Below are 15,323 nucleotides of genomic sequence, written 5' to 3' on the forward strand. Positions count from 1 at the left end.
AAAAATTACGCTCGTGACAGCACTTTATTGGTAGAATGGATACTGCTATATATTGAAAGATCATTTTCCCACTTCCTTTTTGTATCCTTCTGGACGTGCAGAATGCCACTTCCAAGCGTCCTCCATTATTTTTGTAATGGAAGTTCTTGTTGGTTTCCAGCCTAACACTTGTTTTGCCTTTTCGGAGCTTGCAATCAAAATACTTGGGTCACCAGCTCTTCGCGGGCCAATTTCTGCGGGTATGTCTTTACCTGTTATGGCTCTAGCTGTACCAATCATTTCTTTCACTGAAAAACCTTGACTGCTTCCAAGGTTGAAGACATCACTATTGCCACCATCTTTTAAATAGTTTAGTGCTAATAGATGGGCATTGATTAAATCTTCAACATGAATATAATCACGGATACATGTCCCGTCTGGCGTATCATAATCCTCACCAAAGATTGTGATATGAGATCTCTGTTTTAATGCTGTCTGTAAAATAATGGGGATCAGATGGGTTTCTGGGTGATGATCTTCCCCTATTTCTGCAGTTTCTCTTGCACCAGCCACATTAAAATAACGTAATGAAACATATTTTATGCCGTGTGCTAGTTCTGTCCACTTCATTAATTTTTCCATGGTAAGCTTTGTTTCACCATAAGCGTTAGTTGGGTTTGTGGGTACGGTTTCCGTAATGGGAACAGCTTTTGGCTCACCATAGGTTGCTGCAGTGGAAGAAAAAACGATTATTTTAACATCATGCTCGACCATTACTTTAAGCAACACCTGTGTTCCGTAAACATTGTTATCAAAGTACTTAAGGGGATTTTCCATCGATTCACCGACAAGGGAATTCGCAGCAAAATGAATAACCGCATCAATTGATTCTTTTTCAAATATAGAGCGTAGGAAATTTATATCACGCATATCTCCTTCGTAAAATAAAGCCTCTGGATGAACAGCTTCTCTATGACCGGTTTCAAGATTATCAACAATAATTACAGAGTCACCTTGGTCTATTAACTGATAAACAGCATGAGAACCAATATAACCAGCACCACCTAAAACTAATACACTCATAATTACAGCTCCTTAGAAAGTTCTTTTGCATCATCACCATTTATAGCTGTGTAAAAAATAGCATCATAGCCTACCTTTTCACGATAGTTTCATCATTAAAGTTCCATAAAAGCGGAACATATTTATATTCTAATGTTTGGCAGTTTAGCAGGATAAGCATAATCCTTTTTCTCCATAAAAAATAGAAAATTGATCCATTATTACACTGTTGACACCAATATACTTATTTTCGGCCTGTTTGCCAAGTTTAATCATTTGGATTCGTTCCATCTTTAAATCAAACAGCTCAGTTAGCAAAACATCTATTGCCAGCTTGGGATGCGGATGAGGAGAGACCTGCTCCATTTGGCATATTTCCAGAAGATAAAACATTTACTCTTTATTCTACAAACGTATCAAGCCTGTTTCAGACGGTATAATACATTTGTAGAAGTGAACACTAAAAAAGGGTTTCCTTGTAGAATGTAGATTTGAAAATAAACCATATTATTGTTTTAAAAGCTAAAACTGTGATACTTATAGATAATAGAAGAAAAGGGGGATACGATGACAAAGAATCCGGGATGGAATTTAGATAACAGTTATGCTCGTCTGCCGAAAACATTCTTTACAAGCCAAAACCCAACTCCTGTCCGATCACCGAAGTTAGTCATTCTTAATGAATCTTTGGGTACATCCATGGGATTGGACGTTCAGGCACTACAAAGTGAAGATAGCGTAGCGATGTTTGGTGGAAGTCAAATTCCAGAAGGTGCGATGCCGCTTGCTCAAGCTTACGCGGGGCATCAATTTGGGCATTTTAATATGTTAGGGGACGGTCGGGCAGTTCTGATTAGCGAGCAGATCTCTCCTTCAGATGAACGGTTTGATATTCAGCTCAAGGGTTCTGGTAGAACGCCATATTCCCGCGGTGGCGATGGCCGAGCGGCACTTGGACCAATGCTACGCGAATATATCATCAGTGAAGCCATGCATGCGCTTGGTATTCCTACAACCCGAAGCCTTGCAGTAGTTACAACTGGTGAGGCAGTAATCCGCGAAACTGACCTGCCTGGTGCTATTTTAACCCGTGTGGCTGCAAGTCATCTGCGTGTTGGTACCTTTCAATATGCAGCAAATTTCGGAACTGTAGAGGAAATTAAAGCTCTCGCAGACTATACAATACAGCGCCATTATCTTGAAGTTGAAGGTGAAGAGAGCCGATATCTGTCGCTCCTTCAAGAAGTAATCAAACGCCAGGCAAAGCTTATTTCCAAATGGCAATTGGTTGGTTTTATTCATGGAGTGATGAACACTGACAACATGACAATAAGCGGGGAAACCATTGATTATGGTCCTTGCGCCTTTATGAATGAGTATGACCCGGCTACGGTATTCAGTTCTATTGATAGACAAGGCCGTTATGCATATGGTAATCAGCCTAATATTGGCGGGTGGAATCTCGCACGATTTGCGGAGAGCTTATTGCCGTTACTACATGAAGATCAGGATCAGGCCGTTGAGATAGCACAAAATGCGATTTCAGATTATCCTGATTTGTATCATAGTAACTGGCTAGCTGGTATGAGAGCGAAACTGGGATTATTTAATGAAGAGACTCAGGATAAATCTCTTATTGAAGACCTTCTCACTATGATGGAGAAGCATCGTGCGGATTTTACAAATACCTTCCGCGCATTAACTCTTGATAACCTTGAGGACTCACCCTTGTTTGGTACTCCGGAATTTGCACAGTGGAATGAGCTGTGGCAGGCAAGATTAGGCAGACAGCAGGAATCGAAGGAATCCTCACAACAGTTGATGAGGGATAGCAATCCTGCTGTTATCCCCCGGAATCACCGTGTAGAAGATGCACTAGAAGCAGCCGTGCAAGGAGACTATAGCGTAATGGTGAAACTACTTGAAGCTCTTTCTAAGCCCTTCGCCCACTCACCAGATCAGGTTGAATACTGCACATTACCGGGGCCATCAAGCCGTCCTTATCAAACGTTTTGTGGAACATGATTTCTTATTTATTTTAACGGTACAAAATAATCAGACCTAGCAAGTAAACCTAATATTGGCGAGATAAACATTGGAGATTACTAATCACAGATTCGAATTAGCAATTTAACCTACAGATCAAAATATTACTATTATTCAGGAGATGAAGACAGTGAAAAAAACCAAGGATAAGTTTTTAGAGGGAGCTAAAGTTACAAAGGATAATCAAATATTTGGTACACCTAATAGTGACAGCAAGGATGGCACTGGTGACTCACCAAATGACAATGTTGGTAACAATCATCATAAACGCTAGACTAGCCAGCCAAGGAATAAGTAAGTTCCAAATTAGCACAATAAGGAACGGTCTCATTTGAGTGACAATTGAGACCGTTCCCTTTTAAAAGATAAGAAACTTCAGTGCCTGACCCCCCAGAAATTAAAGCATTAACGCATTGGGGGTCAGGCCCTTTTTTTGGCCTCTTTTTTCGTATAGCCGATAAGCGTGTACCCTAAGCTTTTTAGAAGGAATAAGACATAGATGTAGCGAATATGTGAATAATCAGCTAGAATTATCCTGTTATATACTATATATGGAGCAAGGAGACCAATTAAAAGTACTTGCGCACTATAGATAAAGTAGATCTTGTCGAAAAAATGTATTGTGAATGTTAAACTATTTGTAATAGATTAGCATTCAAACAAAAAAAGCGGGTGATTTGAAATTGGAAAAATTTCTATTTAAGGTAAACCAAGAACTTTTTGATTTACATGCAATGGAAATGGATGTTGCATTGATCCATTTTTTTAAGAAAACAGATATTTCCGACCAAGTATTTGAAATGGAAAATGACCAAGGGCTACGTAGGAAATTTTCGATTAATTGGGATGAAAGACTTTTGCAAGGTAGGGGAATCAAAGGATTCTTTGCCCGCTATTCATCTGAATTTTTAACGATTGAATATACGGAAGACGAAAGAATAAAAGTAACTGTCCCAGTTATTCCACCAGCTGATCCTTTAGTTTTAAAACACCGAAATAAAGAGCATGCAAGTAAAGTGATAAGCTCAATCACTCAGTTTACTAACATTCCTGATAAATGGTTTCAACTATACCAAGTCGCAAAGGAATTCAAAGTTGGAGCAAATCAAAATGAGTTAATCTGTTTACCATATGTGCGGGAAATTGAACCATTTGACTACCAAGTTAATACAGTTAAATCAGTAATTAACCGTTTTAAAGGACGAGTTTTATTAAGCGACGAAGTTGGGCTCGGGAAAACCGTTGAAGCAGGGCTTGCGATGTTAGAATACATCATGCGCGGCTTGGTGAGAAAAATTTTAATTCTTGTACCCCCATCCCTTGTAGGGCAATGGGAAAATGAAATGAAAAGGAAGTTCAATCAAGACTTTATACGTGCGGATCATCCCGATTTTAAAAAAATGAATGAACAGGCTTGGGCCCATTATCCAAAAGTAATTGCTTCGATTGATACAGCAAAACGAAAAAATCACCGTGAAGCCATTTTTGAACAGCATTATGATTTAGTAATCGTAGATGAAGCCCATCATTTAAAAAACAGGTTAACACAAAAATGGCAGTTTGCGAATGGAATAAATAAAAAGTATATCTTCTTACTAACCGCTACTCCTGTCCAGAACCATCTCGAGGAACTCTACAATTTAATCACGCTCTTAAAACCTGGACAACTTCGAACATATCGTTATTTCAAGCAGAATTTTGTAGAAAGTAAAGACGGCATTGAAGTTAAAAATGCAGGTGTACTTAAGAATTTGTTAGCTGATGTCATGATTCGCAACAAACGTAGTAATGTCGATGTTACGTTTACCAAAAGATTTGCCTATACAAGAAATGTGGCGCTTTCAGTACAGGAAAAGATTTTATATGATGACATGAGTACTTTTATTCGCAATCATTACAAAGAGCAACATCCGGTGTTAAATCGTTTTCATCTTAAAAGCCTTCAAGAACAGATTGGCAGTTCAACCATAGCGGTTATTCCTTCACTAGAGAGACTTGTCGATAATGATAAGTTATCTGAGTTTGACCGCAAGGCGATGAAAAGGTTTCTCGATCGAACCCAAGCACTAGCTCAAAACGAAACAGAAACGAATGCAAAAATGGAAGAGCTCATATCAATCTTAACGGAATTTAATGATAAGATGATTGTTTTCACTAAGTTTCCTTCAACACAGGCCTACTTAGTTACCTTGCTAAAGAAACGTGGGTTTCAAGTTGCAGAATTTCACGGGAGACTACGGCGAAAAGAGAAAGAAGAACAGGTCGCTTTCTTTAGAGAAAAGGCGGATGTTTTGGTAAGTACGGAAGTTGGCGGGGAAGGGAGAAATTTACAATTTTGCAATGGGATGATTAACTTTGATTTGCCTTGGAATCCAATGGCTATTGAACAGCGGATTGGACGAATTCATCGCATTGGACAAGAGAAAGATGTATTTGTTTATAATCTCGCTTCTAGGGACACGATTGAGTATTATATATTGGATTTACTAGATCGCAAAATTAATATGTTCGAACTAGTCGTCGGCGAGGTAGATGCTATCCTTGGTGATATTGAAGAAAAGGAAGACTTTTCAGACTTGGTCATGAATGCGTGGGTGAATGCAAAAACGAATGAAGAAGTGCAATCTGAATTAGATCAAATAGGCGAAATCCTTCTTGAAAATAAACAAAAATTGAGTAAGCAAAAGCAATTAGATGACCACTTGTTTTAAAGCTTACTTTACAAAAGTTGGAGGTGTGTGATGCAATTACAGCAGTTTGTCATTGAGATCATTGAAGAGCTCGGTGGACTTGTGGAACCCATCGAATATGCCCTATGCAATGTTCTCATCCCTGAAGTATATACACTTCACTTTCAAAATAGATCAGAAATTATGCTAGCCTTTGATTTTGAAGTAGCACAGGAAAATCCAGAAGCAGAGTTTGTAACATTTGGAAGTTATATTTTGGAGCAATTATTGGCCATCGTCCAAGAGCAAGCAGTGAGCACATTACGTTTTGCGGAAGTCGAGCGACTAGAGGTGGGCAATCCATTAAAAAAGCTAACAGATTTTCTTAAAGATGAAGAATCCAGTAGGTTAAACATTGTTGAGGAAAGACCTGTACTTGGGGTATGGGCCGTTTTTCAATATCAAATTACATATGTATCGGATGAAAAAATAGAAACATCTGAACAAATTTGGATAAACTTATTAACAAACGAAATTAGTGCTGAGATGAAAAAGGAACAAAATCGAATTATCTATAAACATGAATCACTCTACACCTATCCAATCCCAGTTCAAATTGACTTATCACAGCCAATTGATATGGCAACAAATTATGTAAAACAAATGGCAGAACAACAAAATAATCATGCTTCCAAACCAGTAGCGTTTGAAAAGGATATTACTAGAATCACAAACTATTATACTGAGCTTTTAAAAGAAAATGAAAAGCGTGCTAGTCGAACGGGCCTAAGTGATGAGAAGAAAAAGGAGATCATGGCAAAATCTGTTGCAATCGAACTTGAAAGAGACAAACAACTACAAGAAATTTACAATAAATACACCGGACAAACGGAAATTAACCTAGATAATGCGATATTGTATTTCATCCCTTTACAAGAGTTTACAATAAATATTGAATTTAGGAGTAAGATAAAAAAGAAAATCATTTATTTTAATCCAATCACAAAACAATTTTTTGGAGGAAATTCTTAAGAAACCCATATCATTATGGTGTCTGTTAAACACGAAAGTCCACCCTCGCCTAGTAAGTAGATGTTCGGGGTTGTAAAGGAAGTCCGCGACTTCGGGTCTGACCCCAAGTATATGAAGGTATTAACGCACTTGGGGTCAGGCACCTTTCTAGGGGTTACTCTCCTTTAAACTGGGAAAATGGCCAATGAGAACGGTGATACAGGAAATATCAGATGAATAAGATGGATCAAGATATGCGAACAGGACAACTGAAAGAATGGTTTTCCTGTTTTCTTTGACTTTAGAAAAAAATATATCACCCCACAACTCAAGATAAAGCAATCAGGTAAACGGAAACTGGTTGGAAAGATTGTCCATGTCATCGCATATGAATATATTATTCCATATATAGACCGTAACAAAGTGTATGGGAGAAAACGAATATGGAGTAGATATGGATGGTCATTGGACTACTTGTAATTTTTTTTCTTGTATTGCTGTTGCCATTAACAATAAGAGGCGTAGAGAAGAATTTAGAAGTGTTTTTATTTGGGATGGGAGTAATAGCAGCCACAGTTAGTGGTGTGTTGAATAGCTCATTATTTTTAAAAAGTGCATTGGATCCAATTAATATTACGGTTGCCGTTTTTGTAGCAGGGTTATTATTCAAGTGGCTTCACGTTCCATTAGAAAAGACTATTACAGGAATTAGCGATAAAATGCCTTTTCGAGTATTTATTGCTCTTTGTGTGATTCTTTTAGGTGTCATTTCCAGCATGATTACTGCGATTATTGCTGCACTTGTGTTAGTGGTAATTGTTACATCACTCCGCCTTGAACGCACAGCAACAATAAGATTTGTTGTATTGGTATGCTATTCGATTGGTTTAGGGGCAGCCTTGACACCTATTGGCGAACCACTTTCAACGATAGCTATCAGTAAATTAAATGAGGATTTCTTCTTCTTAGTTCGATTAATTGGCCCTGAGATATTCATAGCCCTGATTACTTTTGGGTTGCTAGCAGCTATACTTATTAGCCCTCCCACAAATGGTATTGGGTCAGTTGGTAAAAAACAAAGCAGTGAAAGTTACGAAGAAATTCTTACTCGTGCATTAAAGATTTATTTTTTCGTGATGGGACTTACTTTTCTAGGTGCAGGCTTTGAACCACTCATTAACTTATATTTTTTAGAACTTGACCCAGCACTGCTTTATTGGTTGAATACGATTTCAGCTATATTAGATAATGCAACTCTAACTGCTGCAGAAATAAGTCCTGTTATGGACCATTCAACCATTCGATCAGTTTTATTAGGTTTACTTATAAGTGGAGGCATGTTAATTCCAGGTAATATCCCAAATATTATCGCAGCGGGAAAATTAGAAATCACAAGTAAAGAATGGGCGGGATTTGGTGTTCCGCTAGGCATATTTACCATGCTTGTTTACTATTTTGCTATTGTTTTGTAGATGAAAAAACTATAATGCCTATGACTTAGGGGCCTTACCCGAGTTGAAGAAATTATTAATGTGCTGGGGTAAAGTTCATCCAGTCTGAAAAATATCAGTTGACACAGGTACTCATCCATTACTAATGATTTTGTATAATACTTTTTCAATGTAGATGGTGGCTACGAGAAGGGTAGCCATATTGGTTTCTTATGATTCGCAAGCAATGTAAACCATTAAGGACAGGGACTACTATAACGACAGCTCCGTATAAATTAGAAAGGCACACTCTAGTTGCCTTTCTTTAAAGGGTAAGAAAGTATAAGTTTTTTACCCGGTTTTTATGTCTAACTTCGATGTTCGCTACCTGACGTGGCGGGTTTTAATCGACGCGCCGATGGGCGTGCGTGCGCCCCTTTCGCTTTTCGTATACTATCAGACTTAATATGTTGATCCTTTTAGACTTTAAACGGCATAATAGATCAAAAATCCTGGCACAAGATACCTTGGTATCGGTGATTTCTAAATGGGTGGGTATAAAAAATATAACTTCGAAATTAAAAAACGGTAACCAAAAGGGCAATCTGATGCCCGAAATCTTGAAAAAAATAAAAAACGGTAACCAAAAGGGCAATCTGATGCCCGAAATCTTGAAAAAAATAAAAAACGGTAACCAAAAGGGCAGTCTGATGCCCGAAATCTTGAAAAAAATAAAAAACGGTAACCAAAAGGGCAATCTGATGCCCGAAATCTAGAAAAAAATAAAAAACGGTAACCAAAAGGGCAGTCTGATGCCCGAAATCTAGAAAAAAATAAAAAACGGTAACCAAAAGGGCAGTCTGATGCCCGAAATCCTGAAAAAAATAAAAAACGGTAACCAAAAGGGCAGTCTGATGCCCGAAATCTTGAAAGAAATAAAAAACGGTTATCAAAAGACGTTTTAATCGACGTTCCTCAATATGGGCGCGCCTTGCGCTTTGTTCAAATTGCTTCAAAGTCCTTCCCATGCCCAGTTGTGTTTGCGAGTGCCTCCAACAGTTTATTTACATAACGCTTGTCCAAAGAAAGGAGAGAATCTTGATCAATTCCTTCAATAATATATTCGGCAAATTCCCAAACAATCTCCTTTATATGCTTGGGATTGCTTTGTGCAACCAAGGTCAATGCTTTAATCCCAGCTGATAAGACAGAGATATCAGAAAAACCAGCTTGGCGGATTTGAAAAAAGCATTGATACAAGAAATCTGAGAAGTCGGGTTTGTTATAAATGACTCTGAGATTTCGTTCATCATCGTTATGATATGAATTTGGTATATGTTTGTTCCCTAATTTAGTTAATATTTTACCTAAATTTTCAATACAGTTAATCGCTGTATTAGGATCATTAATTCCGGTAGATAATGCACGAAGTCCTATTTCAACAATCTTTGTGAGTCCAAATTCAATATCATTTACAGCAGCTTGCTCTGAACCGATAACGAAGAATTTATAATAGTCTCCTTCAATTTTGTTAGGAGATAATGTCCAAAAGGATAATAAAGGAGTATCATGGTCTACGTAATCATTAACTTGTTTTTCTATACGGATAATAATGTCATCTTTAGTTGCCTGGTTAACTAGGCCTTCTATATCGATGTATTGGATATATCCAGCATTGTTTATACTATATTCTGTTGGAGTAATATGCTTAATTTCATCACTTTCCCAATCATCCCATGGGGCATCCTCGAGGACATCTTTTCGATCTTTTAAATCCTTATTAATTTTCTCAATTGTTTCTAATGTAATAGTGTGAATTAAGTTACTAACCTGAATCCAATTTGTCACATGATGAATGAAGAACACAAAGACAATTAAACATGTAATAGAAATGAAAATTGCGATAGCTGGAACAATAAATAGTGTTGTGGTAGTTGTTTCTCGTAAAAGCAATAACAAAAGAATCGAATAAATAAATCCACCAACAAAAATCCCTAGAACACTCCTGGTTTTATGGTCGGTAATAAAGTTTTGTAGTGTTCTAGGAGAAAATTCAGATAGATATGTTGTTAACACAACAAGTATTGTCGAAAAAGTAATGGTTGTCATCGTAAGTAATGAAGCAGATATTGAGCTTAAAATGATTTGTGCAAGATTGATATCGGTAAAAAGAACACGTGGAAAGATAGAAAATAGAGTTTCTTGATTTACTATATATACATTCAGTTTTGTACTTAAAATAGCAAGAATTGCTGCTATAAATCCATATAAAGATGGAAGGTACCAAAAACTTTTTCTGATACGAATTAAAAAACTTTTGAAATTCATAATTAACACTTCCTAAAAAACGAAGCTAGATTTTTTCATTAGTCTTCGCTATTATGTAAGTTTTATTCAAATTGCGAAAAACACCCCAGATAATAAATAATCATATTTTCTTTGTGTAAAGGCCAGATTGTTTATCAAAATTTATTTTACGAAAAGAAGAATAGATTAATTTGAATAACAAAATCCATAAAATCACACCAAACTTGTAGTTTGATACACAAGTTGAAGAGCGAATCTTGACAATTTCCGATAATTGATTTACGATTTATTTAAATTGTCTTACAATTAATAATTAGATAGACTCTATAAAGAAGGGAGGAGTAAATGTGGAAAATCAAAAGAGTGTAGATATTAAATCACTAAGTCGAAAAACATTATCAAACCAAGTAATTGATGAAATTATCTCGCTACTCACTACTGGACAACTTAAACCAGGAGACAGAATACCGTCTGAAATAGAATTAATGGAAATTTGTGATGTAAGTAGACCTGTAATCAGAGAAGCAATGACTTCTTTAGAAGTATTAGGAATTGTAAACCGAAAAACCCGAAATGGCACATTCTTTTCTGATAAAGTTGGAAGTAAACCCTTTTCAATGATGTTAGCGCTTTCAGCAACAGATCTGGTCTCGATAATAGAAACGAGAGTCGCATTAGAACTAGGTTTAGTTACGTTAGCAGCTGAGAAAATTACTGATGAAGATTTAGCCAAATTAAACGAACTAATTGAGGAAATGAAATCCTTACCAACTGAGGATTCCTCAGAAGTTGATAAAGAGTTTCACAAAATTATTGCTCTTGCTGCCAATATTCCTCTTTTTGAAGCAATCATTGACCCGTTACAAAGTTTTCATCAAAAAGTATTAGAACAGATCCCTTTAGAAGATCGAAATTTGGCTCAAACATTAAGTTATCATACTGATATATATAACGCACTTGAAAAACGTGACCCTATTGAAGCGTATACTAGCATGTACCGTCATCTTGATTTTGTAAGAAGGAAAGCACTAAAAAATTTAAAGTTAAATAATCTTAATTGAGTTTTACAAATCGAATAACGACTCATATGAAAGAGAACCCGAATAAAGGATTCGTTCCTTATTCGGGTTCATTTATATGGATAATTAACTTTGTATTTAAAGTAATTAGAATATTATAAGATTTATTATTGACTTACATATTTATTTGTCTTACAATTAAAAAAACAAATGAAATGGTAGGCGGAAATACTCTTATAAGTTAGAATGTAAGCGGATACTTATTTAACTTCAAATAAATCACTGGAGGAATATAAGATGATGAAGGTATCGGTGACTACAACAAAATTTGATTTAACAGATGGCGATTTAAGACAAATGTGTCAATTAGGAGTAGATTGTGTTGATTTTGGAACAGGGTCCTCTTTCCCTGGTGTAAAAGAACAGGGCTACCCTGATTTAGACGAACTATTAAAGATGAAACGTAAAGTTAGATCCTTTGGTCTTGATATTAACCGTGTTACATTACCTGATCTTTCCAAAAGATTTATGGACAATGAAGATGGTAGCGAAATAGAATTAGAAAACTCAGTGAATGCGGTTAAAGTCTTTGGTGAAGCAGGAATTAAGATTGTGAGACAACGCTTTGCAGGTGATACATACAACTACATGACAAAGAGTTACCAGGCGAGACAAAGAGGGGGAGCGATAGCACGTGGTGAAAGCCTAGGCTTTAACAAGGAACCTTATCAAACTCCTACTCTTGAAGATCATGAAAAATGGTGGGGACGATTCCGTGATGCTTACTCTAAACTAGTTCCTTTATGTGAAGATTATAATGTTAATTTGGGCATGCACCCTTCTGATTCACCAAATCATGATACACCATTTGGTGGGCTGGGTTATCGCCGTATTATGGATGAATTTCCAAGCAAAAATGTTGGTTATATCTATTGTATTGGGACTCGGGCAGAAGAAGGAGGAAGTCCTTTAGTTCTAAATGAAATTAATCAATATGGTAGAAAAGATCGAATCTTCCTAGTGCACTTCCGTAACGTGAGGGGGAGTCTACCGACAGCAGGAGCATTTGAAGAGGCCTTATTAGATGATGGTGATATGAATATGTTCAAAATTTTATTAGAGCTTCGAAAAGTCGGCTACAATGGTTGTTTAAATCCTGACCATGTACCAATGATGGAAGGTGATAATCCTGATCTTGATGGAAACTGGGCACATTCAAATATCGGCTGGAGTTACGGAAGTGTAGGTTTTGCATATTCAATTGGATATATCAAGGCATTGCTAGCTGCATTAGTAGAGTTTGAAGGCTAGATTTATAACGGAGGGGGGAGACTATGTTAAGACTTAGTAGGGATATATATGCAAGCGCTTTCTTGATTACTGTCTCAATCGTGATGTATATAGCTTCAAATAGTATTAAGAAATTAACAGTATCTAAAATTGGGGCTGATTTCGCGCCTAAGTTGGTTGCAATTGGAATATTAATCCTGAGCATATTCTATTTAATCACTTAAGTTTCGCACCCCAAAACACAAGGGAGTTCAGGTATAAAATTTACTGATTTCCCTTGTCACTGTTATGTTTTATGTCATTCCACTTTGATCTATTATGCAACATTATCCCGTCCAAACAACTGATTCCCTAAAAAAGATGCCTCAAATAAACCCTCAAGATATTTGTATTCTTGGGATTTTTTAAAGGATTGGATATCAACAGATCCAGACTCGGAGATGCTGATATAACAATATCTAATAGTTCATCAAACATACTCCATAATTGTTCGGCAACATTTTTCTGTGTCATTTCATCTTTCATATCTGCGAAAAGCCCGCCCAGTGTTTCGTAATCATTGATTCTACGAAAATAAGACAAAAAGATATACAGAATATATGTTGTTGTCACATGAGCTATTTGGGCATCAAAATTCTGGGATTGGCATTTTCCTAAGTGAAGCAGCTGCTTGGTTTCCTTGAAGAAAACTTCAATAGACAACGAATAGAATAGATTTCAAGCATTTCCACCAATGACAAGGATTCATCTGTGGATAGATATAGTTTCCAGTCCTTTTGGTATGGATAACGGCAATAATATAGTTTTACTGTTTCGCCAATACCAGAATAATCGACTACTACCTCAAAATAACGCACGTTCCTTTTGCGGCAACGCTTTTCTTTTCCTTCTTTTTTTAGTACCTTCAAAATCTCTTTGGCATTCAGTTCTTCGCCGTTATACCCATATTTTCTAAAGTCGCGCCTCACTGCACAAATAACATGCAGAGATCCGTTTTTGATTCCTCTAACAGTGGATATGAAATCTTTACTTGAGAACCAACTGTCTACCAACACATACTTAGCCTTAAATCCGTGCTTGATGGCTCTTTTAAGCATACGAAGGGCACTTGTGATTTTGTCGATATCACATTCCTTTATCCGCTTTGCCCCATTTGTTTTCGGGTTTCTCTCTTTTCTGTATTGCTTTTTCGTGTCTTTTCGCTTTAATGCCTTTTCCGAATGAAGACTGAAATCAAGGGGAGTAAAGCTTGTCCCATCGAACAGCCCCATTGTCAGGTTCTTAAATCCGAGGGTACTTTTCCCCTTCCGACCAGCAACATGATCATGGACGTAGGAAATCTTTTCAATCTTTTTTCCTGTACGAGCATCTATCGTATCGTCAAAAATAAAAGCCGAATTAGGATTTACTTCCTTTTCAGGATTAACCAGCTTCTGGAACTGCTTCGATACACTAAAAAGCAGATTTCGCCAAGGTAGGCGACTGTTATTTTTCACACGATAAAATGCATCCTTCTTCATCTCTTTCATCGTTTCGAAATTGCTTTTATAAAGGGCATTAACACTGTCTATAAGCATAAGTGGAAACAGAAGCATTAAAGACAAAATATCAGTAATAGAGTATCCTTGTTCCTTTTTAAACCCGACCTGATGACAGAGTGAACGAAAATTGAATTTCTTCATCACATTTTGTATAATAGAATCAATCGAAAATCCATGAGATTGGAATACATTTTCGATTTCTTTAACTCTCTTCCGCATGATAACACGTCCTTTTTGGTTGGTTTGGATTGGTACCTTAATTATACCAAAAATCCAGTGTTCATGCGGATTCCCATGTCTTTTTTCTTCTCTGAAAAAGGGCTTTTTTTATTGGATTTTCAAGGTGCGAAACTTAAGTTATAAGTTAAAAGCGAGGTGTCAAACACAACTTGTTAGGGTGTTTGACACCTTATTTTATTGCCTGAAACTTTACGTATTTGTATAGTGTGAAAAAGAGTAAAACTCCATTATAAAAGGATATGTCAAATAATTTTTCTGCCGACAGTCTTAGTTGAGCCTGGTTGGATTCTTTTCTTGGCAAAGTCAGTCAAGGTTTCACCTTTAATATTAGGGACGACCTCCATTTTAAGAAAAAGCGGATGACCCATTTGATTTAAGGATAACCCTACTAACACCTTGGTTTTGTCAGTTCCATATCCGCATTTTCCGCCTTCGGTTGGAGCACCAAAGAAAGCCTTGTCTAGCTCTACAATTCCTGCTTGGGTATAGTTAGCATCACGCTTTCTCATAGCTTGTCGGATTTTATGAATAATGTAATTTCCTAACCTGTGTGAGGCGTTTCTCTGATATACATTTGCTGAATTAAATCTTCCAAGCCAAACAAGCTTTTTTGTCGTATAATGTTACATAGGGAGGTACACTCCTTTCATCTCTGGTAGAGTGTGGTAACTATATCTTTTTTGTGCCCTACAAAACTTAGTCATATCAAGGCTATGGAATTACGAAATT

The 15,323-nt window shown here is 36.8% G+C and carries 11 protein-coding genes and 2 pseudogenes; 8 read left to right on the top strand and 5 right to left on the bottom strand.

The window, feature by feature from the left end:
- Positions 1-60: 60 nt before the first annotated feature.
- Together galE and PY093_RS16880 are read right to left on the bottom strand one after the other, a co-directional pair.
- Positions 61-1,062, bottom strand: a complete 1,002-nt coding sequence (gene galE, locus PY093_RS16875) for a UDP-glucose 4-epimerase GalE (protein WP_275647023.1) — start codon at positions 1,060-1,062, stop codon at positions 61-63.
- A gap of 144 nt (positions 1,063-1,206) precedes the next feature.
- Positions 1,207-1,407 carry a GHMP family kinase ATP-binding protein gene (locus PY093_RS16880; RefSeq protein ID WP_275647024.1) on the bottom strand — a complete coding sequence of 67 codons (201 nt, stop codon included), beginning with the start codon at positions 1,405-1,407 and terminating at the stop codon, positions 1,207-1,209.
- 201 nt (positions 1,408-1,608) lie between these two features.
- Here PY093_RS16880 and PY093_RS16885 point away from each other — a divergent pair, with 201 nt between their 5' ends.
- The 6 genes from PY093_RS16885 to PY093_RS16910 all read left to right on the top strand — a co-directional run bounded on the left by PY093_RS16885 (position 1,609) and on the right by PY093_RS16910 (position 8,973).
- Positions 1,609-3,066, top strand: a complete 1,458-nt coding sequence (locus tag PY093_RS16885) for a protein adenylyltransferase SelO (RefSeq protein WP_275647025.1) — start codon at positions 1,609-1,611, stop codon at positions 3,064-3,066.
- 151 nt (positions 3,067-3,217) lie between these two features.
- Positions 3,218-3,361, top strand: a complete 144-nt coding sequence (locus PY093_RS16890) for a hypothetical protein (protein ID WP_275647026.1) — start codon at positions 3,218-3,220, stop codon at positions 3,359-3,361.
- Positions 3,362-3,770: 409 nt separating this feature from the next.
- On the top strand, positions 3,771-5,798 hold the full coding sequence (locus PY093_RS16895) for a DEAD/DEAH box helicase (RefSeq protein WP_275647027.1): 2,028 nt from the start codon (positions 3,771-3,773) through the stop codon (positions 5,796-5,798).
- A 30-nt stretch (positions 5,799-5,828) separates the two neighbouring features.
- Entirely contained in the window at positions 5,829-6,788 is a 960-nt protein-coding gene (locus tag PY093_RS16900) for a hypothetical protein (RefSeq protein ID WP_275647028.1), read from the top strand.
- A 437-nt stretch (positions 6,789-7,225) separates the two neighbouring features.
- Entirely contained in the window at positions 7,226-8,239 is a 1,014-nt protein-coding gene (locus PY093_RS16905; RefSeq protein WP_275647029.1) for a DUF1646 family protein, read from the top strand.
- Between the two features lie 509 nt (positions 8,240-8,748).
- Entirely contained in the window at positions 8,749-8,973 is a 225-nt protein-coding gene (locus PY093_RS16910; protein WP_275647030.1) for a hypothetical protein, read from the top strand.
- 226 nt (positions 8,974-9,199) lie between these two features.
- On the opposite strand, the gene PY093_RS16915 is transcribed toward PY093_RS16910, so the two are convergent.
- A complete protein-coding gene (locus PY093_RS16915; RefSeq protein WP_275644475.1) occupies positions 9,200-10,525 on the bottom strand; it encodes a DUF2254 domain-containing protein in 1,326 nt (441 codons plus the stop codon).
- A gap of 326 nt (positions 10,526-10,851) precedes the next feature.
- Between PY093_RS16915 and PY093_RS16920 the strand changes: the two genes are divergently transcribed.
- Together PY093_RS16920 and PY093_RS16925 are read left to right on the top strand one after the other, a co-directional pair.
- On the top strand, positions 10,852-11,565 hold the full coding sequence (locus tag PY093_RS16920; protein ID WP_275644476.1) for a FadR/GntR family transcriptional regulator: 714 nt from the start codon (positions 10,852-10,854) through the stop codon (positions 11,563-11,565).
- Positions 11,566-11,820: 255 nt separating this feature from the next.
- Positions 11,821-12,834, top strand: a complete 1,014-nt coding sequence (locus tag PY093_RS16925) for a mannonate dehydratase (protein ID WP_275644477.1) — start codon at positions 11,821-11,823, stop codon at positions 12,832-12,834.
- Positions 12,835-13,129: 295 nt separating this feature from the next.
- On the opposite strand, the pseudogene PY093_RS16930 reads toward PY093_RS16925, so the two are convergent.
- Together PY093_RS16930 and PY093_RS16935 are read right to left on the bottom strand one after the other, a co-directional pair.
- A pseudogene (locus PY093_RS16930) lies at positions 13,130-14,573 on the bottom strand (IS4 family transposase).
- A 290-nt stretch (positions 14,574-14,863) separates the two neighbouring features.
- Positions 14,864-15,127, bottom strand: a pseudogene (locus tag PY093_RS16935) (transposase); the annotation flags it as partial.
- Positions 15,128-15,323: the final 196 nt, after the last annotated feature.

The organism is Cytobacillus sp. S13-E01 (assembly GCF_029193815.1).
Lineage (GTDB): Bacteria > Bacillota > Bacilli > Bacillales > Bacillaceae_L > Bacillus_BV.

Coding starts and splice junctions, on each gene's coding strand:
- galE (WP_275647023.1), bottom strand. CDS start 1,062: ATGAGTGTATTAGTTTTAGGTGGTGCTGGTTATATTGGTTCTCATGCT.
- PY093_RS16880 (WP_275647024.1), bottom strand. CDS start 1,407: ATGGAGCAGGTCTCTCCTCATCCGCATCCCAAGCTGGCAATAGATGTT.
- PY093_RS16885 (WP_275647025.1), top strand. CDS start 1,609: ATGACAAAGAATCCGGGATGGAATTTAGATAACAGTTATGCTCGTCTG.
- PY093_RS16900 (WP_275647028.1), top strand. CDS start 5,829: ATGCAATTACAGCAGTTTGTCATTGAGATCATTGAAGAGCTCGGTGGA.
- PY093_RS16905 (WP_275647029.1), top strand. CDS start 7,226: ATGGTCATTGGACTACTTGTAATTTTTTTTCTTGTATTGCTGTTGCCA.
- PY093_RS16915 (WP_275644475.1), bottom strand. CDS start 10,525: ATGAATTTCAAAAGTTTTTTAATTCGTATCAGAAAAAGTTTTTGGTAC.
- PY093_RS16925 (WP_275644477.1), top strand. CDS start 11,821: ATGATGAAGGTATCGGTGACTACAACAAAATTTGATTTAACAGATGGC.